This is a genomic window from Nocardia sp. NPDC023733, from assembly GCF_040639775.1.
In the GTDB taxonomy this organism is placed as follows: domain Bacteria; phylum Actinomycetota; class Actinomycetes; order Mycobacteriales; family Mycobacteriaceae; genus Nocardia; species Nocardia rosealba.
On record NZ_JBFAAN010000007.1, the window covers coordinates 134563 to 159266 of the forward strand.

7 protein-coding genes are annotated in these 24704 nt (G+C 70.2%); 6 read left to right on the forward strand and 1 reads right to left on the reverse strand.

Annotation, left to right across the window (positions count from 1 at the left end):
• The first annotated feature begins 30 nt into the window (after positions 1-30).
• From AB0F86_RS24450 to AB0F86_RS24460, 3 genes are all read left to right on the forward strand, one after another.
• Complete coding sequence (locus AB0F86_RS24450; RefSeq protein ID WP_356985958.1) at positions 31-17718, forward strand: amino acid adenylation domain-containing protein; 17688 nt, start codon at positions 31-33, stop codon at positions 17716-17718.
• Positions 17719-17923: 205 nt separating this feature from the next.
• Positions 17924-18946, forward strand: coding sequence for an alpha/beta hydrolase family protein (locus AB0F86_RS24455; protein ID WP_067491167.1), 1023 nt, complete (start codon positions 17924-17926; stop codon positions 18944-18946).
• Positions 18947-19127: 181 nt separating this feature from the next.
• The gene (locus tag AB0F86_RS24460) at positions 19128-20366 is read left to right on the forward strand and encodes a TetR/AcrR family transcriptional regulator (protein WP_225281827.1); all 1239 of its coding nucleotides are present in this window, start codon (positions 19128-19130) and stop codon (positions 20364-20366) included.
• On the opposite strand, the gene AB0F86_RS24465 is transcribed toward AB0F86_RS24460, so the two are convergent.
• Complete coding sequence (locus AB0F86_RS24465; RefSeq protein ID WP_356985957.1) at positions 20349-21848, reverse strand: aldehyde dehydrogenase family protein; 1500 nt, start codon at positions 21846-21848, stop codon at positions 20349-20351. The two genes, AB0F86_RS24460 and AB0F86_RS24465, sit on opposite strands and share 18 nt — an antisense overlap.
• A 211-nt stretch (positions 21849-22059) precedes the next feature.
• On the opposite strand from AB0F86_RS24465, the gene AB0F86_RS24470 reads away from it, so the two are divergent.
• Genes AB0F86_RS24470 through AB0F86_RS24480 form a run of 3 tightly spaced genes read left to right on the forward strand, consistent with a single transcriptional unit; the run spans position 22060 to position 24694 of the window.
• Positions 22060-23061, forward strand: a complete 1002-nt coding sequence (locus AB0F86_RS24470; protein WP_225281829.1) for an ATP-binding cassette domain-containing protein — start codon at positions 22060-22062, stop codon at positions 23059-23061.
• A 5-nt stretch (positions 23062-23066) separates the two neighbouring features.
• The gene (locus tag AB0F86_RS24475; RefSeq protein ID WP_356985956.1) at positions 23067-23870 is read left to right on the forward strand and encodes an ABC transporter permease; all 804 of its coding nucleotides are present in this window, start codon (positions 23067-23069) and stop codon (positions 23868-23870) included.
• On the forward strand, positions 23867-24694 hold the full coding sequence (locus AB0F86_RS24480) for an ABC transporter permease (protein WP_067641594.1): 828 nt from the start codon (positions 23867-23869) through the stop codon (positions 24692-24694). Before AB0F86_RS24475 ends, AB0F86_RS24480 begins: the two co-directional genes overlap by 4 nt.
• The last annotated feature ends 10 nt before the right edge of the window (positions 24695-24704 follow it).

Here is a 24704-nt window from a genome sequence, read left to right on the forward strand (position 1 = left end):
AGTCGACTCCGGCGATCGGATGGGGCTGTCGTGACCAGGGCGTCGCGGGCGTCCGGGACCCGAGCCAGACAGCGGGGCAAGACGCTGCCGCAACTGCTGTCCGTCGCGGTGGAGTCCAACCCGGGTGGGTTGGCGCTGAGCTGGTCCGACGGTGTGTCGGCGCCGGTTCGCCTGACCTACGGCGAACTCGACGAGCGCGCCAACCGGTTGGCCCGGTTGCTGATCGAGCGTGGGGTCGGTCCCGAGGACGTGGTCGCCGTCGGTATCGGCCGCTCACCGGAGTCGGTACTCGCCATGTGGGCGGTGACCAAGGCCGGTGCGGCCTTCCTGCCCGTCGACCCGAACTACCCGCAGGCGCGGGTGTCGCACATGCTCGCCGACGCGGGCGCGGTGGTCGGGCTGTCGATGTCGGCGGCCGTCGATCGCCTGCCCGCCACCGTCGACTGGTTGTGTCTGGACGATCCCTCGGTGCGCCGCGCCGCCGAGGAACACCCCGGCGACCCGGTGACCTTCGCCGACCGGGTGCGCCCGCTGCGGCTGCAGCATCCCGCCTACGTGGTGTACACCTCCGGATCGACCGGTCTGCCCAAGGGCGTCGTGGTCACCCACGCCGGTCTCGCGGGCTACTGCGCCGAGCAACGCGCCCACTACGGCATCGAACCCACCTCGCGCACTCTGCATTTCGCGTCGCCGTCGTTCGACGCCGCCGTGCTGGAACTGCTGATGGCCGTGGGTGCGGGGGCGACCATGGTGATCGCGCCCGCGGGCATCCTCGGCGGTGCCGAGCTGGCCGAGGTGCTGCGCCGCGAGTCGGTGACGCACATGTTCATCACCACCGCCGCCCTTGCCTCGCTCGATCCCACCGGCCTCGACGAACTGGCCGTGGTCACCACCGGTGGTGAGGCGTGTCCGCCGGATCTGATCCGCCGCTGGGCTACCGGCACCCGGCGTTTCCACGATTGCTACGGGCCGACCGAGACCACCATCGTCACCAATATCAGTGCGCCGCTGGAGATCGGCGACACGGTGAACATCGGTGCCCCGCTGCGTGGGGTCACCGAGTACGTGCTCGACGAACGCCTCGTCCGCGTGCCCGACGGCATGATCGGCGAGCTGTACATCGCGGGTAACGGGCTGGCACGCGGCTACCACCGCAGGCCCGCACTCACCGCGTCCCGATTCGTCACCGATCCTTTCGACCCGGCGGGTGGGCGCATGTATCGCACCGGCGATCTGGTGCGCAGACGACCCGACGGCGCCATCGAATTCGTGGGACGCAACGACTTCCAGGTGAAGGTGCGCGGATTCCGCATCGAGCTCGGCGAGATCGACACCGTGCTCACCGCACACGAGTCCGTCGACTTCGCGGTGACCGTCGGCCACGAACTCGACAACGGCACAACGATTCTCGCCGCCTACGTGCATGCCGCGCCGGGTGCCTCGATCGATCTCGACGAGGTGCTCGCCCACGCCAAGGCCGGTCTGCCCGCCCACATGGTGCCGACCGCGCTGACGGTGCTCGACACCATCCCGCTCACGCCCGTCGGCAAGCTCGACCGCGCCGCGCTGCCCGCCCCCACCCTGCGCGCCGCCGAGTTCCGCAGGCCGTCCGGTGCGATGGAGGAGCTGGTCGCCGCGGTCTTCACCGACCTGCTGCACCCGGCCGACCCGATCGGCGCCGACGACGACTTCTTCGCCCTCGGCGGCAACTCCCTGCTCGCCACCCGGGTCGCGGCTCGGCTCGGCGCCGAACTGTCCACCCGTGTTCCGGCCGGGCATGTCTTCGAAAGTCCCACTGTCGCAGGGCTTGCCGCGCTGCTCGAGCCGCTGAAGGGTGCCGGAGGACACGCACCGTTGACCCGGCGTGGCCGGCCCGAGCTGATTCCGCTCTCGCCCGCGCAGCGGCGGATGTGGTTCCTCAACCAGTTCGACCCGAACTCCACGGCCGAGACGATCCCGTTCGCCCTGCGCCTGACCGGGCCGTTCGACGCGCACGCGCTGTACGCGGCGTTGTCGGATCTGGTCGGCAGGCACGAATCCCTGCGCACCTGGTACCCGGTGCTCACCGCCAATGAAACCGCCGACGGCGACGGTGTGGCCGAAGGTGTCGGGCACCAGGTGATCCTGCCCGCCTCCGAAGCGGTGCCCGAGGTGCTCGTAGACAGTTTGTCCGAGGACGAATTGCCGCTCTGGCTGGCCGAATTCGCCGCCAAGGGTTTCGATGTGGCGGCCGGGGTGCCGCTGCGGGTGGCGCTGGCCGAGCTCGGCCCGCGCGATCATGTGGTCGCGATCGCCCTGCACCACATCACCGCCGACGGTGCCTCCATCACCCCACTGCTGCGCGACCTGCTCGGTGCCTACCTGGCTCGGCGCAACCGGTCCCGGCCCAGCTGGGCGCCCCTGCCGGTGCAATACGCCGACTACACGCTGTGGCATCGCGAACTGCTCGGCGCCGAGGACGATCCCGACTCCCTGGCCGCCGCCCAGATCGCCTTCTGGCGCAACACCCTCGCCGCCCTGCCCGACCGCCTCGACCTGCCGACCGACCGTCCGCGGCCCCCCGTATTCAGCGGTCGCGGTGCCGAATTCGGCTTCCAGATCCCCGCCGCCGTGCACACCGCCCTCGCCGACCTGGCCCAACGTACCGGCACCTCGGAGTTCATGGTCGTGCACGCCGCGCTCGCGGTGCTGCTGAGCCGGGTGGCCCACACCGACGACATCGCCATCGGCACCCCGGTGGCCGGGCGCGGTGCCCGCGAACTCGACGACCTGATCGGCATGTTCGTCAACACCCTGGTCCTGCGCACCCAGGTGGACCAGCGGGCGAGCTTCCTCGAGCTGCTGCGGGCGACCAAACGCGCCGACCTGGCCGCGTTCGCCCATGCCGACCTGCCCTTCGAACGGCTCGTCGAGCTGCTCGACCCGGTGCGCTCGCAGGCGCATCATCCGCTGTTCCAGGTGGCGCTGTTCTTCCAGAACCTCGACCTGCCGACGCTGCGGCTGCCCGGCATGGAAGTGGCACCCGTCGAATTCGGTGGCGCGGTCGCACGTTTCGACCTGCAACTGACCGTCGTGCCCGGTACCGATCCGGCCGAACCGATGGCGGCGCTGTTCACCTACGCCACCGATCTGTTCGACGCGGCGTCCATCGAGAACCTGGCCGGCCGCTTCACCCGCCTGCTCTCGGCGGTGACCGCCGAGCCGTCGCTGAGTGTGGCCGAGGTCGACCTGCTCACCGACGAGGAACGTCACCAGAGCATCGTCGCCTGGAACGACACCACCCACCCGGTGGCGCCGGAGCTCGTGCTCGACGCCTATCGCCGTGCGGTGCAGGCACATCCGTCGGCAACGGCGCTGGTGTACGAGGGCGTCGCGCTCACCTATCGGCAGTTCGACGAGCGGGTCAACGCGCTGGCCCGCGTGCTGATCGGTGCGGGTGTCGGCCCGGAAAGCGTTGTCGGACTGGCTGTTCGGCGCTCGCCGAAACTGGTGATCGGCATGTACGCGGTGCTCACCGCCGGTGGCGCCTACGTGCCGCTCGACCCGGATCACCCGGCCGACCGCATCGCCTACATCCTCGACACCGCCCGCCCCGCCTGCGTGGTGAGCACCCGCGCCGACGCCACAGCCCTCCCCACGGGGATCGGCGTGGTGCTGGTCGACGAACTCGACACCACCGGTGTGTCCGTCGAGCCGGTGCGCCCCGAGGAACTCCTCGCCCCGCTGCACCCCGAGCACCCCGCCTACGTCATCTTCACCTCCGGTTCCACCGGCAAACCCAAGGGCGTGCTGATCTCGCACGCCGCCATCCACAACCAGCTGGTGTGGATGCTGGCGAAATACCCCCTGGTCCTGGGCGACGTCTACCTCCAGAAGACCGCGACCACCTTCGACGTGTCCCTCTGGGGTTACTTCCTCCCCTTGCGCGTGGGAGCCACTCTGCTGCTGGCCACCCCCGACGGCCACCGCGATCCGGCGTACCTCATCGATCTCATCGACACCCACCGCGTCACCGTCACCGACTTCGTGCCGTCGATGCTCACGGTCTTCGCGGCACAGGCTCGCGCCGACCGGCCGGAAGTCGAGTCCGCGACGAGCGGGTCGGCACCTGGCGACAACGCTGCCGGTGTGGTCGCCGACGCCACGCAGGCCTCGGGCGGACCCGCCGACTCGGCATCGCCGCGGGGCGTGGCGGGTGGGCTGCCGCAGCGTGTGCCCGGGAATTCCGCGGGGCTCCGAGGTGGTTCGGCGACGAGCGGTGGCGATGCCGGTCAGGCTTCGTCCGGGCTCGGTGGCTCGACGCGGTCCGGTTCGGGTTCGCGACAGGCGCACGGTCTGGGTGGTCCGTCCCCGGCGGCCCCGTCGGGATCCGTCGGGGATCGTGTCACCCGTGAGCGGCTCTTGCGTTCCGCGCTGGCTACCGCGCCCGCTCAGGAGGACGAGCCGCCCGCGTGGTCGCTGCGGGCCTCGCGGACCTCGGCCAACCCGCTGCCCGGGCCGGTCGGAGCCGAGCCTGCCAGCTTGTCGACATTGCGCGACGTGTTCGTGATCGGTGAGGCGTTGCCGCCGGAAACCGTCGATGCCATGGCCGAGGTGTGTTCGGCGCGGCTGCACAATCTGTACGGGCCGACCGAGGCCGCTGTCTCGGTGACCTACTGGCCCGCCAGGGCGGGGGAGCGGTCGGTGCCGATCGGCCTGCCGCAGTGGAACACCCGGGTGTACGTGCTCGACGAGCGGCTGCGGCCGGTGCCGCCGGGCGTCGCCGGTGAGCTCTATCTCGCGGGCGATCAGCTCGCGCGCGGGTATGTCGCGCGGCCCGGTCTCACCGCCGACCGGTTCGTCGCCGACCCGTTCGCCGCCGATTTCGGTGGCTCGGTGACCGGTGCCGCCCGCATGTACCGCACCGGTGACCTGGTGGTGTGGCGCAGGCCGACCGCCGGGGAGCCCCAGCGGCTCGACTACCTGGGACGCATCGACTTCCAGGTGAAGTTCCGTGGCCAGCGCATCGAGCTCGGTGAGATCGAAACCGCGCTGTTGGCAAGTGAATCCGTGAGCCAGGCAGTGTCGGTGGTTGCCGGGACCGAACTGGGCGATCAGCTGGTGGCCTATGTGGTTCCGGCGCCCGGCCACGCCGCCGATCCGGATCGTCTGCTGGCCCTGGTCTCCAAAACGCTTCCGGCGTACATGGTTCCGGCCGCCATCACCGTGCTCGACGAATTGCCACTCAACCCGAGCGGCAAACTCGACCGCAAAGCGCTGCCCACACCACATTTCACCACGCGCGCCTTCCGCGCCCCCGCGACCGCGGCTGAGCGGCTGGTCGCCGCGCTCTACGGAGAAGTGCTGGGGCGCAAGGACATCGGCGCCGAAGACGACTTCTTCGCCCTCGGCGGGAACTCCCTTGTCGCGACCCGGCTGGTCGCCCGTCTCGGCGCCGCCACCGGTAGCCGCATCCCCGTGCGCACCCTGTTCGAGCACCCGACGGTCGCGGCGCTCGCCGCCACCCTCGACCCGGCCGCCGTCGATGCGACGGCGGACACCGTCTCCACCCTCGGCAACCTGGACCGCCCGGCCGAACTCCCACTGTCACCGGCCCAGCGCCGCATGTGGTTCCTCAACCGCTTCGACCAGGGCGCCACCGGCGACGGCACCGCCGCCTACAACCTCCCCTTCGCCCTGCGCCTCACCGGCAACCTGGACGTCGCGGCCCTCACCACGGCCCTGCACGACGTCCTCGCCCGCCACGAGGTCCTGCGCACCGTCTACCCCGACACCGGCGACGGCCCGATCCAGCGGATCCTGCCCGCCGACGACGTCGACCTCGGCATCACGGTCCACCGCATCGGCGAACCCGCCGACCCCTTCGCCACCACCAAGCTCCCGGTCGTGAACATTGCCGCCGGTGCGGATCACCCGACCTCCGGCGTTTCCGGCTTCGGGGACGATCAGCCCGCCGGTGTGGGCGTCGCCGAGTCCGGGTCCGGCGCGGAGCTGGTCGAACAGATCACCGCACTGGCTTCGACCGCCTTCGATGTGACGGCCGAGGTGCCCTTGCGGGTGCGGTTGTTCGAGGTGACCGGTGCCGATCCGGACGCGCCGACGGAATACGTGCTCGCGGTGGTGGTGCATCACATCGCGGCCGACGCCTCGTCGAGGGCGCCGTTGGTGCGCGACATGACCACCGCCTATCTCGCACGGGCGGCCGGTCACGCGCCCGACTGGGCGAGTCTGCCGGTGCAGTACGCCGACTACGCGCTGTGGCAGGTAGACCGGCTGGGCGCCGAAAGCGACCCCGAATCGCTTGCCGCACAACAGGTTGCCTTCTGGCAGGCGGAACTGTCCGGGCTGCCGGACCTGCTGGAACTGCCCGCTGATCGCCCGCGCCCCGCCGTCGCCTCGCTCGCCGGTGACCGGGTGCCGGTGCGGATCGACGCCGACACCCACGCCGGGCTCGCGCGGATCGCGCAGCAGACCGGTTCGACGGTCTTCATGGTGCTGCACACGGCCTTCGCCGTGCTGCTCGCGCGGCTGGCCGGTACCGCCGACGTGGCGGTCGGGACACCCGTCGCCGGACGCGGGGAACGCGAACTCGACGACCTGATCGGCATGTTCGTCAACACCGTCGTCCTGCGCACCCGCTACGACGGGAGCGCGGCCTTCACCGAGCTGCTCGCCGACCAGCGCTCCCGCGATCTGGCCGCCTTCGCCGCCGCCGATGTGCCCTTCGAACGGCTCGTGGAGGTCCTCGATCCGCCGCGTTCCACGGCACGTCACCCGCTGTTCCAGGTCGGCCTGTCCTTCCAGAACGTGGACCACGCCACCCTCGAGCTGCCGGGTCTGCGGATCGCCGCGGTGCCCGCGGATCTCGCGGTCTCGCAATTCGACCTGCACCTGATCGTCGGTGACGGGTACGCCGCGGACGGCACCCCCACCGGTATCGAAGGATTCTTCACCTACGCCACCGACCTGTTCGACACCGCCACCGTGGCCGGGTTCGCCGAGCGGCTGAACCTGCTGCTCGACGCGATCGTGCGTGAACCGGCCCGGGTGGTCGGCGATGTCGATCTGCGCACGGCCGTCGAGCGGGCGAGCGAAATCGTCAGCGGTGCCGCCGATCTCGCGATGCCGACGGGCACCCTCGCCGATCTGCCCGCCGCCGCGCGGCCCGAAGCGATCGCCCTCGTCGCGGACCTGCCCGAGGGCCGTCTCGAACTGACCTATGCCGAGTTCGAGGCGCGCGCGAATCGTCTTGCCCGCCATCTCATCTCGCTCGGTGTCGGCCCGGAGTCGCTGGTCGCGCTCGCCCTGCCCCGCTCGGTGGACCTGGTGGTCGCCATGTACGCGGTGGCTCGTTCCGGCGGCGCCTACGTGCCGATCGACCCGGATCAACCCGCCGACCGCACCGACTACATCCTGCACACCGCAGCCCCGATCTGCGTGCTCACCAACGGCTTCCGTACCGACGCGGCGCCCGTGGTCCGGATGGACCATCCGGCGGTGCAGTCCGCCGATCCGGCCCCGGTGACCGATGCGGATCGTCGCGCGCCGCTGCGTCCGGAGAACACGGCCTACGTCATCTTCACCTCCGGGTCGACCGGGCGACCCAAGGGTGTCGCGGTCCCGCATGCGGCGGTGGTCAACCAATTGCAGTGGCTTCGAGCCGAATTCGAGACGACCGACGCCGATGCGTTCCTGCTGAAGACGCCCGCCACCTTCGACCTGTCGGTGTGGGAGTTCTGGTCGGCGGCCGTCTGTGGTGGACGCCTGGTGATCGCCGCACCCGACGGGCACCGCGATCCGGCCTACCTGGACGCGCTCATCGCCGACGCGGACGTCACCACCCTCACGGCGGTCCCGTCGCTGCTCGACACCTTGGTCGGCTACTGGGAGGCGGCAACGCCCCCGCTGCGCCGCATCCTGGCCATCGGCGAAACGCTGCCCGCGGCGCTGGCGCAGCGATTGCTGAATGCCCTGCCGGGCACCAGGATCGACAACCTCTACGGCCCCACCGAGGCGGCCGTCTCGATCACCGACCATCGGGTGACTTCCGCCGATACCGAGACCGTCCCCATCGGCGCGCCCGAGTGGAACAGCCGCGTCTACGTTCTCGACGAGCGTCTGCGTCCCGTCCCACCCGGCGTGCGTGGCGAGCTGTACCTCGGTGGTGTTCAGCTGGCCAGGGGTTACCTGCGCAAACCGGCCCTCACCGCTGAACGCTTCCTGGCCGACCCCTTCCAGCCGGGTGCCCGGATGTACCGAACCGGCGACCTGGTCGCCCGCACACCGGTGGACAGCGCGTCGCGTGGCGAACTGATCTACCTGGGCCGCACCGACTTCCAGATCAAGGTCCGTGGCTTCCGGGTGGAACCCGGCGAGGTCGAAGCCGCGCTCCTGGGCCTCCCGCAGGTCGCGCAAGTCGCCGTCCTGGCACGCACCGACGCCCACTACGGCGACCGCCTCGTCGCGTACGTGGTGCCGACGGACTCCCGCGCGGCCGAAGGTGGAGACATCACCGGGGCGTCCGGCGGCACCGCTCCAGGGGCGAGCACGTACCCGGCTGTCGGCGGCACCCGCTCTGAATCGGCCGCCGACCGCGCCGCGCATTTCGGTGCTGCCGAGAACTCGGTCGCGGCATCTGCCCCGGCCGTTCGCCCGGAACTCGATGTGGCGCAGGTCAAGTCCGCGCTGCGGGAGAAGTTGCCCGCGTACCTGGTACCCGAGGCATTCGTGGTGCTCGATGCGCTGCCCCGCACCGTCAACGGCAAACTGGACCGCAATGCGCTGCCCGCACCGGTCTTCGAATCCGCCGCTTTCCGGGCGCCCACGACGCCGACGGAACAGTTGATCGCCGGGGTCTACGCCGACATCCTCGCGGTGGACGAAGTCGGTGCCGATGACGACTTCTTCGCCCTCGGCGGGAACTCGCTGCTCGCGACCCGTGCGGCCGCCCGCATCGCCGAGGCGTTGAACCGCGCGGTTGGCGTGCGACTGCTGTTCGAGGCCTCGACGGTCACCGACCTCGCGTTGAGGGTGCACCGGGCCGACGAGTTGTCTGCCGCGCGCCCGGTCGCGGGACCGCGCCCGGCCCAGGTGCCGCTGTCGCTGGCCCAGCAGCGCATGTGGCTGCTCAACCAGCTCGACCCCGACGCGACCGTCTACAACATCCCCGCCGCCATCCGCCTCACCGGCACCCTCGACCTGCCCGCCCTCGAGGCCGCCGTCCGCGACCTGTTCACCCGCCACGAAGTCCTGCGCACCCGCTACCCGGCGACCCCGCACGATCGGACCCGGCAGCCTGCGGCGCTCACCAGGGGAACCGCCGTCGGGCAACCGGCGACCGGTGCGTCGGTGGATGCCAGCACAGCGCACCGTGGCACGGGGACGGCTGGGCAATCGGCGACCGGTGCGTCGGCGGGCGCCAGCACAGGGCATCCCGGCACGGGGACGGCTGGGCAACCGGCGACCGGTGCGTCGGCGGTCGCCACGGCCGGGCGCGGCACCGAATGGGGGCCTGCGCAGGAGGTGCTGACACCGGGCGCGGTCGAACTCGACCTCACACCTGTACCGGTCACCGCCGACGACGTGCTCGCCGAAGTGCGGTGCACCGCCTCGACCGGGTTCGATGTCACCGCCGCGCCACCGGTCCGGTTGCGTCTGCTCCGGCTGAGTGCCGACGAACACGTGTTGGTGTTCGTCGCGCATCACATCGCCGCCGACGGCTTCTCGATGGGCCCGCTCACCAGGGATCTGGTGCTCGCCTACACCGCGCGCACCTCGGGTGCCGCGCCCGCGTGGACGCCCCTGCCCCTCCAGTACGCCGATTACGCGGTATGGCAACGCGATACGCTCGGCGACGAGGCGGACCCGGCATCGATCGCCGCGAACCAGCTCGCCTACTGGACCACCGAACTCGCCGACCTCCCCGACGAGATCGACCTGCCGACCGACCGGCCGCGCCCGGCGGTGCAGTCCTTCGCCGGTGCCACAACAGGTTTCGACATCGACGCCGACCTGCACGCCGGACTCGCCGCACTGGCCCGCCGCGAAGGCGTCACCGTTTTCATGGTCGTGCAGGCCGCGCTCGCCACCCTCCTGGCCCGCCTGTCCGGCACCGACGATGTCGCCATCGGCACCCCGATCGCCGGTCGCGGCGCGCGCGAACTCGACGATCTCGTCGGCATGTTCGTCAACACCCTCGTGCTGCGCAGCCGCGTCGCGGGCGACGAACCGTTCACCGCGCTGCTCGCCGCCACCCGCGACACCGACCTGCGTGCCTTCGCCCACGCCGACGTCCCGTTCGAGCGGGTCGTCGACGCGGTCCGACCGGCCCGCTCGACCAGCAGGCACCCCCTGTTCCAGGTGGCGCTGTCGTTCGAGAACCTCGCCCCGGTGACCGTGGAACTGCCCGGTCTCGCCGTGCACGCCCTCGACGCCCGCACCGCCGACGCCAAGTTCGACCTGCTGCTCACCGTGCGCGAACAGCAGCGCAACGGCGGCATGTACGCCGAATTCACCTACGCCACCGACCTGTTCGACGAATCGACGGTCCGTACCCTCGGCGCCCGTTTCGCACGCCTGCTCGCCGCAGTCGTCGCCGACCCCACCGTGCCCGTCGGCGATATCGACTTGCTCGACGACCAGGAACTCGCCGCGCAGACAACCTTCGCGGGCCCACCCGCCGCGTCGCCGCGCACCCTCGCCCAGCTCATGGGCGACGCCGTCCGCGCCAACCCGTCGGGAATCGCGCTGCGCGGCGAAGGACGCGGCTTCACCTACACCGACCTCGACGCGGCCGCCAACCAGTTGGCCCGTGCGCTCATCGCGCGTGGCGCGGGCCCGGAAGTGCCGGTGGCCGTCGCCATCCGGCGATCGGTGGAATCCGTCCTCGCGCTGTGGGCCATCGCCCGCACCGGCGGGGTGATCGTGCCCATCGACCCCGGCTACCCCCTCGACCGGATCGCGCACATGGTCGCCGATTCGGGTGCGACCCTCGGCGTCACCCTGGCCGCCGAACTGGCCGACCTGCCCGCGTTGCCCGCCGCCGGTGGCTGGGTGGCGCTCGACGACCGCGCGTTCACCGCCGAGGTCGCCGCTAATCCCGGTGTCGGGCTGCGCGAGATCGAGCTCCTCGGCACCGCGCGCCCGGACGGCGCGGCGTACATGATCTACACCTCCGGGTCGACCGGTCTGCCCAAGGGCGTCGTGGTCACCCATGCCGGTGTCGCCAACTTCTGCGCCGAACAGGTCGAGCGCTACCGGCTCGACAAGTCCACGCGCGCACTGGCATTCGCCTCGCCATCGTTCGACGCGTCCATGCTGGAACTGCTGCTCGCCCTCGGTGGTGCGGGCACGCTCGTCGTCGCCCCGGCCGACAGTGTCGGCGGCACCGACCTGGCCGAACTGATCCGCACGGAAGGGGTGACCCATGCCTTCCTCACCCCGACCGTGCTCGCCACCCTGGAGCCCGAGGGCCTGCCCGACCTGCGCGTCCTGATCGTCGGCGGCGAGCACCTGCCCGCCGACCTCGCCGCCGGATGGGACGCGCTGCCGCAGCGCCGCCTGCACAACGCCTACGGCCCCACCGAGGCGACCATCGCCGCCACGATCAGCGCACCGCTGCACGGCACCGACGTGCACATGGGCGGACCGATCCGTGGCATCCGCGCACTGATCCTCGATCCGCGCCTGCACCCGGTGCCCGAAGGCACCACCGGTGAGCTCTACGTGGGCGGTATCCAGCTGGCCCGCGGTTACCACGAGCGGGCGGGCCTCACCGCCACCCGCTTCGTCGCCGACCCGTACGGGCCGGCCGGGTCCCGCCTCTACCGCACCGGCGACCTCGTCCGCCGTCGCGGCGAGGTGCTGGAATTCGTGGGCCGCAACGACTTCCAGGTGAAGATCCGCGGCCTGCGCATCGAACTTGGCGAGATCGATGCCGTGCTGGCCGGCGTCCCCGGCGTCGGCTGGGTCACCACCGTCGGTCGCGACAACGGCACCGGATCCACCATGCTGGTGTCATACGTGCAGGGCACCGACCTGGAACCGAGCGCGCTCACGGCCGCCGCCGCCAAGGTGCTACCGGACTACATGGTGCCCGCCGCCGTCGTCGTGCTCGACGACCTGCCGCTCACCCCGAGCGGCAAACTCGATCGCCGCGCCCTGCCCGATCCGGTGCTCGGCCGCCGCGAGTTCCGGTCGCCGCGTAGCTCGGCCGAACGCGCTGTCGCCCGCGTGATCGGTGAGGTGCTCGGCCACGACCGGGTCGGTGTGGACGACGACTTCTTCGCCCTCGGTGGCGACAGCATCACTGCCATCCAGGTGGTGTCGCGGGCCGCCGACGCGGGCGTCACCCTCCGTCCGCGCGACCTGTTCGCCGCGCGCACCGTGGCCGCTCTCGCCGAGCGCGCGCAACTCACCGCCGAGGCGACCACCCGCACCGGCGCCTTGCCGCTCACCGCCACCGCCGCCCAGCTCCTGGAAGCGGGGGAGCAGGCCGTCGAACCACGCGCACTGCTGCTCGACGTGCCTGCCGACTGCCCCCACGAGGCCGTCGCCGCCGTCGCGGCCGCGGTGATGAACCAGCACCCCATGCTGTGGGCGGTCCTCGACCGCACCGAACCCGACCCGGTACTGCGCATCCCGCCGCCTGCGGAACGCACCGGCGGCGCCTTCCGCAGACTGGCCGGTGAGGACGGCGAGGCCTCGCTGCCCGTGGACGACATCGTCGCCGCCGCGGCCGCCGCGCTCGACCCCGACGAGGGTCGCAACATCCACTTCATCCTCACCGGCGACGGCCCGTCCACCCTCGTCGTGGTCGCCAACGCGCTCGTGCTGGACGAGGTTTCCTGGCGAGCCGTGGTCGATCAGCTCACCACCGCCTGGAGCCGGGGCCGTCACGCCGCACCCTCGGCGCCCGACGCGGGTCTCGACGACCTGATCCGCCGCCTCGCCGACTACCCGTCCTCGCCCGCCGCCCGCGCCGAACGCGAGTACTGGCACCGCGCCGTGCGCGCCAGGGTGGCCGATTCGGGCGACCTGCGCCAGCGCCGCCGGGTATCGCTGAGCATCACCGGCGAGGGCACCGCCGCCGTCGGCACCGTCGCCGAGGCCTACCGCGCCACGGTCGACGAGGTGCTGCTCACCGCCGTCGCCCTCGCACTGCACACCGCAGCCGATTCGGCGGCCGTCCGCGCGATCGGCAGCGTCGTCCGGCTGCGCGCCGACCAGCGCGTCCTCGGACGGCACGACGCGGAGAACGTGGTCGGCGGATTCACCACCGACTTCCCGCTCGCCCTCCGCCTCGACGGCGTGGACCCGGCCGACGCGCTTGTCGGTGGCCCCGCCGCGGGCACGGCCCTGTCCCAGATCAAGGAACTGTGCCGCACCGTGCCCGCCCACGGCGCCGGCTTCGGACTGCTGCGCTACCTCGACGCCGACGCGGCCGACACCGTGCGCACCGTCGACCGCGGCCGCTTCGCGCTCCGGGTGCGCGACCTACGACCCGCCCGCGTCCACACGGACGTGGCCGTCGACGACCTGGTCCTCGTACTCACCGTCGACGCCACCGCCGACGGCATGGTCGCCCGCTTCGACTACGCCGCAACAGTTCTCGATGCCGAAGCGGTGAAGCACTTCGCCGAGCACTGGATCCGCGCCCTGGGCGGACTCGCCGAACACGGCCTGCGACCCGACGCGGGCGGATTCACCCCGTCGGACTTCGCCCTGGTCCGCCTCGGCCAGACCGAACTCGACCGCCTGGTGCGCCGCTACCCCCGGCTCAGCGACATCTGGCCGGTGACACCGCTGCAGTCCGGGATGCTGTTCCATGCCCTGCTCGCCGAGAACTCGGTCGACCCCTACATCACCCAGTTCGTGCTCGACCTCGACCCGGCCGTCGACACCGAACGCCTGCACACCGCTGCCCAGACCGTGCTCGACCGGCACGACAACCTGCGCGTCGCCTTCGCCACCGACCCGTCGGGCACACCGCTGCAGGTGGTCCTCGACGACGTGGACGTGCCGTGGCAGGTGATCGATGCCGACGAAGCCACCTACGAACGCATCCGAAGTGCCGACCTGGCAACACATTTCGACATGGCCGTGGCGCCACAGCTGCGTTTCACCCTGGTCCGCACACCCCAGCGCGCACACCTGCTGGTGACCAGCCACCACATCCTCATCGACGGCTGGTCGATGCCGCTGCTGCTGCAGGAACTGCTCGCCGCCTACACCGTCGGACGCACCCGTCGCCTGCCGAAACCGGCGCCGTACCGCGACTACCTGGCCTGGCTCACCGAACAGGATCTCGACGCCGCCCGGCAGGCCTGGCGTGGCGCGCTCACCGGCCTGGCCGAACCGACCCCGCTGGCCCCGGTCGAGAAGGGCCGCGAAATCGCCTCGGGCACCGGGGAAACCGGCTTCGCCCTCACACCTGCCGACACCGCGGCGCTGACCCGGCTCGCCGCCGACCTCGGCGTCACGGTGAACACCGTGGTGCAGGCGGCCTGGGGTCTGCTCATCGCCCGCCTCGTCGATCGCGACGACGTGGTGTTCGGTGCCACCGTCTCGGGCAGGCCCGCCGCGCTGCCCGGCGTGGAACGCATGGTCGGGCTGTTCCTCAACGCCATTCCGGTGCGGGTGCGGGTGCGGCCCGAGCACACCGTCGCCGAACTGCTGCGCACCCTGCAGGACGAGCAGGCCGCCCTGTTCGACCACCACTACCTCGGTCTCGGTGAGATCCAGGAGATCGTCGGTGTCGACGCGCTGTTCGATTCGCTCGTGGTGTTCGAGTCGTTCCCCGTCGACCGGGCGGCGATCGACCGGGCCGCCAGTGGGTCGGCCGCGATCACCGGTCTCGACGCGACCAACGGCACCCACTACCCGCTCACCGTGCAGGTGGTGGCGGGTGACCAACTGCGCGTGTCGGTGAAGTACCTGCGCGACGTGTTCGACGCCTACACCGCACACCTGCTGTCCCAGCGGTTCTCACTGCTGCTGGCCCGCTTCACGGCCGACCCGCAGTCCCGCCTCGGCGCACTAGACGTGCTGCTGGCCGACGAACGCGGCACCCTCACCACGCTCAACGCCACCGACGCACCGGAACTGCTCGACGACTCGACGCTGCTGACGCTGTTCGACGCCCAGGTGGCCCGCACACCCGACGCGGTCGCGGTGATCGACGGTGAGCACAGCTACACCTACGAGCAATTCGACGCCAGATCACGGAAACTGGCCGCCGCGCTGAGCGCGCTCGGAGCCGGTCCGGAGGTGCTGATCGCGGTCGCCATACGGCGCGGTATCGACCTCGTCACCAGCATCTACGCGGTGTTGCGCACGGGGGCGGCCTACGTACCGGTCGACCCGGACCATCCGGCCGAACGCACCGAACGCGTGCTCGCCGCCGCGGCACCGCTGTGTGTGCTCACGACCACGGGCACCGGATTCCACAGCAGCGCAAGGATCGTCGAGATCGACACCCTCGCCCCCGCGTCCGCACCGCTGGCCGAACCGGCGCCGGACAACCTCGCCTATGTGATCCACACTTCCGGCTCCACCGGAAAACCCAAGGGCGTCATGCTCACCCACCGTCAGCTCGTCGCCCAGTTCCGCTGGGCGCAACGCGACTACCTGCACAGCCCCGGCGATGTGGTGCTGCACAAGACACCGGTCACCTTCGACATCTCCACCTGGGAACTGCTGTGGCCGTTGCAGACCGGTGCGGCGGTGGTCATCGCCCGGCCCGACGGTCATCGCGACCCCGACTACCTCGCCGAGGTCATCACCGAAAATTCCGTCACCACCGTGCACTTCGTGCCATCCATGCTCGACGCCTTCCTGACCGACCGCCGCGCGGGCGAACTGCCGTCGCTGCGACGGGTATTCGCCGCCGGCGAGGCACTGCAGGCACCGACCGCACGCCGGTTCGCGGAGGTGCTCCCCGGAGCCGACCTCGTCAACTGGTACGGCCCGGCCGAGGCCACCGTCGTCACGGCGACCGAAGTAGCTACGGGGGAGCACATCCCGATCGGCAAGCCGGTCGCCAACACGCGCGTCCACGTACTCGACCGGCACCTGCGGCCGGTCCCGCCCGGCATCGCGGGCGAGCTGTACCTCGAAGGCGTGCAGCTGGCGCGCGGGTACCTCGCCGCGCCGGCGCTCACCGCCGAACGGTTCGTCGCCCACCCGGGTGGCGGCAGGCTCTACCGCACCGGCGACGTGGTCCGGCTCGACGCCGACGGCGCACTGGAGTACCTGGGGCGCAGCGACTTCCAGGTGAAACTCCGGGGCCAGCGGATCGAGCTCGGTGAAGTCGAAGCGGTCCTGCGCGGGCATCCGGCGGTGCGGCACGCCGCCGTCACCCTGGTGCACGGTCCGACCGGTGACCGCCTCGTCGGCTATGTCGTCCCCGCCGAAACGCCTGTCGAGCAGCCGGGAACCGCCACCCCGGCGGCGGGCTACTCCATCGAAAGCGGTGCAGGTACAGGTGGATTGGACGAAGCCGAAGTGCTGTCCTATGCCCGCACCGCGCTCCCGGCGTACATGGTCCCCGCCACGCTGGTCGTGCTCGCCGCGCTGCCGCTCAACGCCAGCGGCAAGCTCGACCGCAAAGCCCTACCCGTCCCGGCGGCGACCACCCGGCCCTACCGGCCACCGACCACCCCGGTCCAGCGCGCGGTCGCCGAGGTCTTCGCCGAGGTGCTCGGCGCGGGCAAGGTCGGCCTCGACGACGACTTCTTCGAGCTCGGCGGCAACTCGCTCGTCGCGACCAAGGCCATCAGCAGGCTACGCACCCGCGTCGGCGCCGACGTGCGCGTGCAGTGGTTCTTCAGCGACGCCACCGTGGCCGCGCTCGCCGAACGCATCGACGCCACCCAGGCGGGCGCCGGTGACTACGACCTCGAATCCGACGACGCCCTCGGCGTGCTGCTGCCCATCCGCAACCGCGTGCCGCACGGCACCGAAGCGGGTGGCCCGCTGTTCTGCGTGCACCCGATGTACGGGCTGGCCTGGTGCTATGCCGGGCTGGCTCAATACATTCCGGCGCGCCGACCGATCTTCGGTCTGCAGTCACCCGCGCTCAGCGAGTCCGGGTACCTGCCGGGCACCCTCGCCGCGATGGCCCGCCGCTACGTCATCGAGATCAAAGCCGTCCAGCCACAGGGCCCCTACCGGCTGATGGGCTGGTCGCTCGGCGGTGTGCTCGCCCACGCCGTCGCCACCGAACTGCAGGCGGACGGCGAGCAGGTGAGCATGCTCGCCATGCTCGACTCGCACCCCGACATCGACGTCCCCGATTTCCACACCGCCGTGCGCGACGCGCTGGCCGAACTCGGGGTCGACCTGAGCGCCGCCGTGGCGACCAACGGGGTGCGCGAACTCAGCGACGAGGCGCTGGCCGCCCTGCACGCGATCATCCCGGCCAACATGGCCGTGCTCACCCCCGAACGGGTGCGCCGCATCTATCGCAGCGCGGTGCGTTCGGCGGAACTGATCGCCGAGCACCGGCCCGCCGTATTCCGGGGCAGGCTGGAGTATTTCAGCGCCCTCGGACACGAGAAGGCGGCCGCGAACTGGGCCCGGTATGTCGACGGCGAAATCCGTGATCGGCCCATCGCCGTGGTGCACGATCAGATGACCTCACCGCAGGCACTCGCCGAGATCGGGCCGCGGCTCGCGGAGCTGCTCGACGCGGGTGACCGGGCAACCGGGCCGCGATGAGGCGGCTGTGGCTGATGCGGCATGATGTGACCGCGCTGTTGTAACGATTACTACTGTTGTATCGAGTGCATAACCCGTAAGGTTCTGCCGTGGTGCAACTACGCCCCGGGAAACCGGGTGCGGACCGAGTCGGAATTCGAGACGAAGCGAAGGTGCGAAAGTGATCCGTCGGCACACCCGGCGTCGTGGCCTCCGAGCCGCGGCGATGATCGCGGCAACGGCAGTGGCCGCCGGACTGTTGTCCGGCCTCGGCATCGCACCGGCTTCGGCCGACCCGATCATCGATTCCAAGAGCCTGCTCGCCAACCCGGTCTCCGAGGACGGTTCCAAGATCGTCAAGGCCGAGGTGAAGGATTCGCGCAGCCTGCGGTTGCACGTGTACTCGGCGGCCATGGACCAGAACATCATCGTCGACGTGCAGCGTCCCGCCGACGCCTCGGTCCCGCGCCCCACCCTGTACCTGCTCAACGGTGCGGGCGGCGGCGAGGATTCGGCGTCCTGGGTCGCCAAGACCGACGCGCTGGAATTCCTGTCGGACAAGAACGTCAACGTGATCCAGCCGATCGGTGGCTCCTGGAGCTACTACACCGACTGGATCAAGGACGACCCGGTCGTCGGCCGCAACAAGTGGAAGACCTTCTTCACCGAGGAACTGCCCCCGCTCGTCGACGGTGCGCTCGGCACCAACGGTGTGAACGCCATCGCGGGTCTGTCGACCTCCGGCACCACCGTTCTCGCGCTGCCGATCGCCAAGCCCGGCCTGTACAAGGCGGCCGCGGCCTACAGTGGCTGCGCGCAGACCTCCGACCCGGTCGGTTCGGAATTCGTGAAGCTCACGGTCGAGACGTGGGGCGGCGGCGACACCATGAACATGTGGGGCCCGCAGGGTTCCGAGGAATGGGTCAAGAACGACCCGTACGTGAACGCCGAAGGCTTGCGCGGCGTGGAACTCTACGTCTCCACCGGCAACGGCCTGCCCGGACCGTACGACACCCTCAACGGCCCCTACGCACTGCCCGGTGCCTACGGTCTGGCCAACCAGATCGTCATCGGCGGCATCATCGAGGCGGGCACCAACTACTGCACCAACAACCTGGCCAACCGGCTGAAAGAGCTGAACATCCCGGCCACCTTCAACTTCCGTCCCAACGGCACCCACTCGTGGGGCTACTGGCAGGACGAACTGAAGCTGTCGTGGCCGACGCTGGCCCGGGGGCTCGGCCTCTAAGTTCCCCACGATTCACTCGAACCGTCCCGCTCGCACCGTCGCGAGCGGGACGGTTCGCGTTTGCCCGACTTCGTCACGCCGTTTGCGAATTGTGGTTAACTTAGGTTGACTGGTCCAGCGCCGTTGCGGACGGCGCCGAACCGTCGACGACGGTTCGCGCAACGGGAAGTGAGCAACGTACATGGTCGCCGATCGCAGGGAGTCCCACAGCGGCCCCGAGCAGGCGACCACCCAGGCCAAGGTGGTCCGCCGCAGGCCCAAGGACCGCAAGATGCAGATCATGCGCGCCGCCGCCAGGGCGTTCAGCGCGCGCGGCTACTACCCGGTGGGCGTCGACGAGATCGCGGCCGAGGTCGGCATCTCCGGGCCCGCGCTCTACCGGCACTTCGCCAACAAATACGCACTGCTCGTCGCCGCCGCCGAAGAGGGCGCACGTGGGCTGCGCGATGTGGCGAAAGCAGCCGATGACCCGGCGCTGAGCCCGCACGACCGGCTCGACGCGCTGCTCACCGCCGTGGCCGAGCACAATATCGACATCCGGCGCGAAGCCGGTCTGTACCGCTGGGAACGTCGCTACCTCGAGCGCGAGGACCGCGTCCGCATCCGCGCGTTCTACCGCGAACTCGAGGCCATGGTCGCCACGCCCATCGCGGAATTGCGGCCGGACGCGAGCCCCGAGGACATCACGCTGCTCGCCGTCGGCGCACTCAGCGCCCTGGCGAGCATCGCCGCGCACCGCACCACACTCTCGCATTCGCGCATGCTCGCCCTACAGCTCGACATGGCCTGGTCCATCGTGCGCGCCGACCTGCCGCCCGCACCGGCGCCGGCCGAGCCGGGCAAGCAGAATCGTGGGCTACCGGTGACATCGAAACGTGAACAGCTGCTCACCGAGGCGATCCGCATCTTCGGCCGCAACGGCTACCACGAGTCGGGTATCGAGGAGATCGGCGCCGCCGTCGGCATCAACGCCTCCAGCGTGTACCGCCACTTCGACAGCAAAGCCGACCTGCTCGCCGCGGCCTTCCACCGTGCGGGCGACCGCCTCGCCGTGGGGATCAGCGAGGCGCTCGCGCAGTCGAACGACCGCGCCGACGCCGCCCGTCGCATCGCCGACGAGCACGCCCGCCTCACCTTCGCGACGCCGGAGATCATGCCGGTGTACTACGCCGAGTTCAGCAATCTGCCCCAGGCCGAACAGCATCGGCTGCGTGCGATCCAGCGCCAGAACATCCTCGAATGGGCCAACCTGCTCGACGGCGACCCGATCGAGGCGCGGTTCCGGGTGCATGCCGCGATCGGTCAGATCATCGACGTGGGCAGGCTGCTGCGCTTCGACTCCCGGCCCGAACAGCTCGCCCGGCTCGGCGCGCTCACCAGCGCGGTGCTGCTCGGCGGGCAGTCAGCGCCCGTGGCGTAACCGGAACGCCGCCTTGGCCAGGCGCAGATGTCCCGGCCTACGATCGAACGTCGACAGGCGCACCGGCGCGCGGAAACGTCTGCGTGCGATCGACATCGTCCGGCTGAATTCCTGCAGACCCTGCGCGCCGTGGCTGTGCCCCTGCCCGTACTCGCCGACCCCGCCGAACGGAAGAGCCGGGATACCGGTGAAAGCGGTCGACGAATTCACCGTCACCACACCGACTTTCAGCTGTGCGGCGATGAACTCGGCGCTGACGATATCGCGGGTGAACACGGTGACGGCGATGCCGTTGCCCGCCGCGTTCACCCGGGTCACCGCATCGGCCAGGTCCGACACCCGGTTCACCACCAGCACCGGGCCGATGCCCTCGCCGGTGATCGCGATGCTCTCCTCCGGCACCTCGGCGAGCACGATCGGCTCCACATACGGGTCACGGAAGGAGTCGAGTCCGCCGAGCACGGCGTGCCCGCCGCGGGCGATGGCATCGCGCACCTGGGAGCGCACCACGTCGACCTGGTCGGCATTGATCATCGGGCCGTAGGCAGCACGGTTGTCGGCGCCGGGCCGCAGCTTGGCGGCCCGGTCGGCGGCGCGGGCGAGGAAATCGTCGAAGACCGAGTCGGCCACATAGCAGCGCTGGATACCCGAGGCGTTCTGGCCGGAATTGGCCATCGCCCCGAACACCGCGGCCTCGGCGGCTTCGTCGAGAGCGGCGTCGACGTGCACGATCATGCTGCCCTTGCCGCTGTGCTCGACGACCACCGGCGTGAGCGAGCGCGCACACTGCGCGATCACCTCGCGGCCACCGGCCTCGGGACCGGCGTAGGCGATCTTGTCCACCTCCGCGCCGCACAGCGCTGTCGCGGTGCGCGCGTCGCCCGTCACGGCCTGCAGCACCGGATAATCGGGTACCACGCGCGACCAGCTCGCGGCCAGCCAGAGGCCGACGCCGGTGGTGATCTCGTGCGGTTTGAACACCACCGTGTTCCCGGCGGCCATGGCATAGGCGATGGAACCCATCGGCGTGAACACCGGGTTGTTCCAGGCACCGAGCACGCCGATCACACCGAGCGGCAGATAACCCACCGACGCGTATTGATTGCGGGTGAACCAGCCCGAACGCAATCGTTTGCGACCGAGTGCGCGTTCGGCATTGCGCGCGGCCCAATCCAGGTTCTCCACCGCGAGCATCACCTCGAGCGCGGCATCGGCCTCCGGCTTACCCGTCTCGTTGCGCAGGATCTCGACCAATTCGCCACTGCGCCGGGCGATATGGCTTCGCCAATCCAGCAGCAGGCTGCGGCGTTCACCGAAATCCAGTTCCCCCCACCAGTTCTGTGTCGCCCTCGCGGTGCGGACCGCGCGCGTGACCTCGGCACCGCCCTGCACCGGATATTGCGCGAGCTGTTCGCCGGTGCGCGGATCGAACGACATCAGCAGATCGGTACGGCCCGGCAATGCGGCGGCCGATTCGGCCATGGTCACCTCCCTCTACCCGGATGCCAGGGTATGGGCGTGTCGTCGCGGCGACAAGGAATCGGACCGAATCTTCCCGGGCCCGCTCAGTCCCGACCCGGAAAATCGCCGGACCGGTAACATCGCGCCGAACGGTATGGATCACTTACCGGGAAGAAAAATTCCGTGGCGCGCCCGTTCGATCGGCGCCGCCGCGGCCGATGGTGGAGAGTTGATGCCGAGTTCTATCTCAGTGGATTCGCCCGTGGGTGGCGTCGCGTCGCACGGCGGTGAGCCCGCCGTGCTCGTTTCCGACGTGCGCAAATCCTTCGGCGACGTGCACGCGCTGCAAGGCATCAGTTTCCAGGCCGAGAAGGCCAGCGTGCTCGGCATCCTCGGACCCAACGGCGCGGGCAAGACCACAACGGTCAAAATCCTGTCCACGCTGCTGCGCCCCGACTCCGGCACCGCCGTCGTCGCCGGGCACGACGTGCTCACCGACGCCGCGGGCGTGCGCCGCTCGATCATGATGACCGGCCAGTACGCCGCGCTCGACGAGAACCTCACCGGACGCGAGAACCTCGAACTGTTCGGTCGCCTGATGGGTTTGACCAAGTCGGCCGCCCGCAAGCGCGCCGAGGTGCTGCTCGAGGAATTCGACCTGGTCAGCGCCGGTAAACGGGCCGTGCGCAACTACTCGGGCGGTATGCGTCGCCGGGTCGACATCGCCTGCGGGCTGGTGGTCCGCCCCGAGGTGGTGTTCCTCGACGAACCGACCACCGGGCTCGACCCACGCAGCCGTCAGGGCGTGTGGGATCTGGTGACGGCACTGAAGAACCAGGGCATCACCGTGCTGCTCACCACGCAGTACCTCGAAGAAGCCGACGTGCTCAGCGACAACATCATCGTCATCGACAAGGGCACCGTCATCGCCGAAGGCACCGCCGACCAGCTCAAGGCCAAGACCGGCGGCAGCTATTGCGAGATCATCCCGCTCGACCTCAGCCGCATCGCGGCCGCCGTGCAGGCCCTCGGTGATCTGGTCCCGGCCGCCGTCGCCGCCGAGATCGCGGGTGCCGACAAGCTGTCCATCCCCGCGCCCGACGGCGCGGCCACCCTCGCCGAGGCGCTGCGCAGGCTCGACAACGCGGGCATCGACCTGGCCGACATCGCCCTGCGCCGCCCCTCCCTCGACGACGTGTTCCTGTCGATCACCGGTCATTCGGGCGGCCACTAGTGAGCGTGTCGACCCCCGCGGCGACGGGGTTGTTCGCCGACCTACCCCAGGTGCACCAGAGCAGTTTCGCGCAGTGGCGCGCGCTGACCGGTCGCATCGTGCGGACCATGGCGACCAAGGGCGAACTGATCGTCGCCGTGCTCACCCCGCTGGTGGTGACCGTCGCGTTCTACCTGCCGCTGCGCTACGTGATGAAGGTGCAGGGCATCGATTACGCCCAGTACGTGATGCCCATCATCGTGCTGCAGACCATGGCGATGACCATGATGTCGAACGCCCAGCTCGCGGCGTTCGAGGCGCTCACCGGGTTGAGTACCCGGTTGCAGACCATGCCGATCGGGTCGCTGGTTCCGCTGATGTCACGCATCTGCGCCGGGCTCGTCCGGTCGGTGGTCTCGCTGGTCGCGACCGTCGGCTATGGGTACATGATCGGCTTCCGGTTCACCGGTGGCTGGCTGCAGGCCCTGGCGTTCTGCGGATTCGCGCTGGCGGTCGGTGTGGTGCTCACCCTCGGTGCCGACGCGCTGGGCAGTCTCACCAAGAACCCCGAGGCGCTCAGCCAGGCGCTCACCCTGCCGATCCTGATCTTCGGCATGATGTCGACCGGGTTCGTGCCCGAGAACAGTTTCCCCACCTGGGCGCGCGGGTTCGCCCGCAATCAGCCGATCTCGCAGTGGGCGCAGACGCTCAGCGACATGGCCGCCGGTCAGCTGTCGTGGGCGGGCACCTGGGTATCGCTGGTGTGGCTCGGCATCGCGGCAGTTGTATTCCTCCCACTGGCAGTGTGGGCGAGTGTGAGGCGATCATGACGACAACGGAAACGGCGGCCCAGCTGCCGGTGGTGCACGCCAAGCCGGAGAGTTCGGTGTCGGTGTGGTTCAGCCACAGCCTCATCCAGACCAAACGACTGCTGATGGTGTGGTTGCGTGACCCGTCGACCACCATCCAGACCATCGCGTACCCGGCCGTGACGCTGCTGATGTTCCGCATCGTCCTCGGTGACTCCATCACCGCCGCCACCGGCACACCGAGCATCTACGGCCAGGCCGCGCTGCTCACGCTCGTCGCGGCGATGACCGGTGCGGTGGTGAGTGCGCTCGGCTTCAAACGCGAGAAGGCCTCGGGCCTGCTCAGCCGCTTCTACACGATGCCGCTGAACAAGGCGTCGCTGCTCACCGGGCGCCTGATCGCGGAGGCGTTGCGCATTCTCATCACCACGGTGATCGTGCTGCTCGTCGCCGTACCGCTGGGCTTCCTCTTCATGGAGGACCCGCTCACCAATATCGCGCTGGTCTGCGTGCCGATCCTCTTCGGGCTCGGGTTCGCGGTGATGGTGACGGCGCTGGCGACCATCACCGAGGGCGTGATGCTCATCAGCCTGATCGGCATCCTCAACACGCTGCTGATGTTCTTCAACACCGGTTTCGTCCCGATCATCGCCTACCCAACGTGGTTGCAGACCGTGGTCGCGAACCAGCCGATGAGCTGTGCGATCGACGCGATGAAGGGGCTGTCCTACGGCGGTCCTGTCGCGGACCCGCTGCTCAAGACGGTGCTGTGGACGGTGGGGATGATCGCGGTGTTCGCCTACCCGGCCATTCGCGGCTACAAGAAGGCCGCCGAGACCGCGTAGTTCTGTGGAA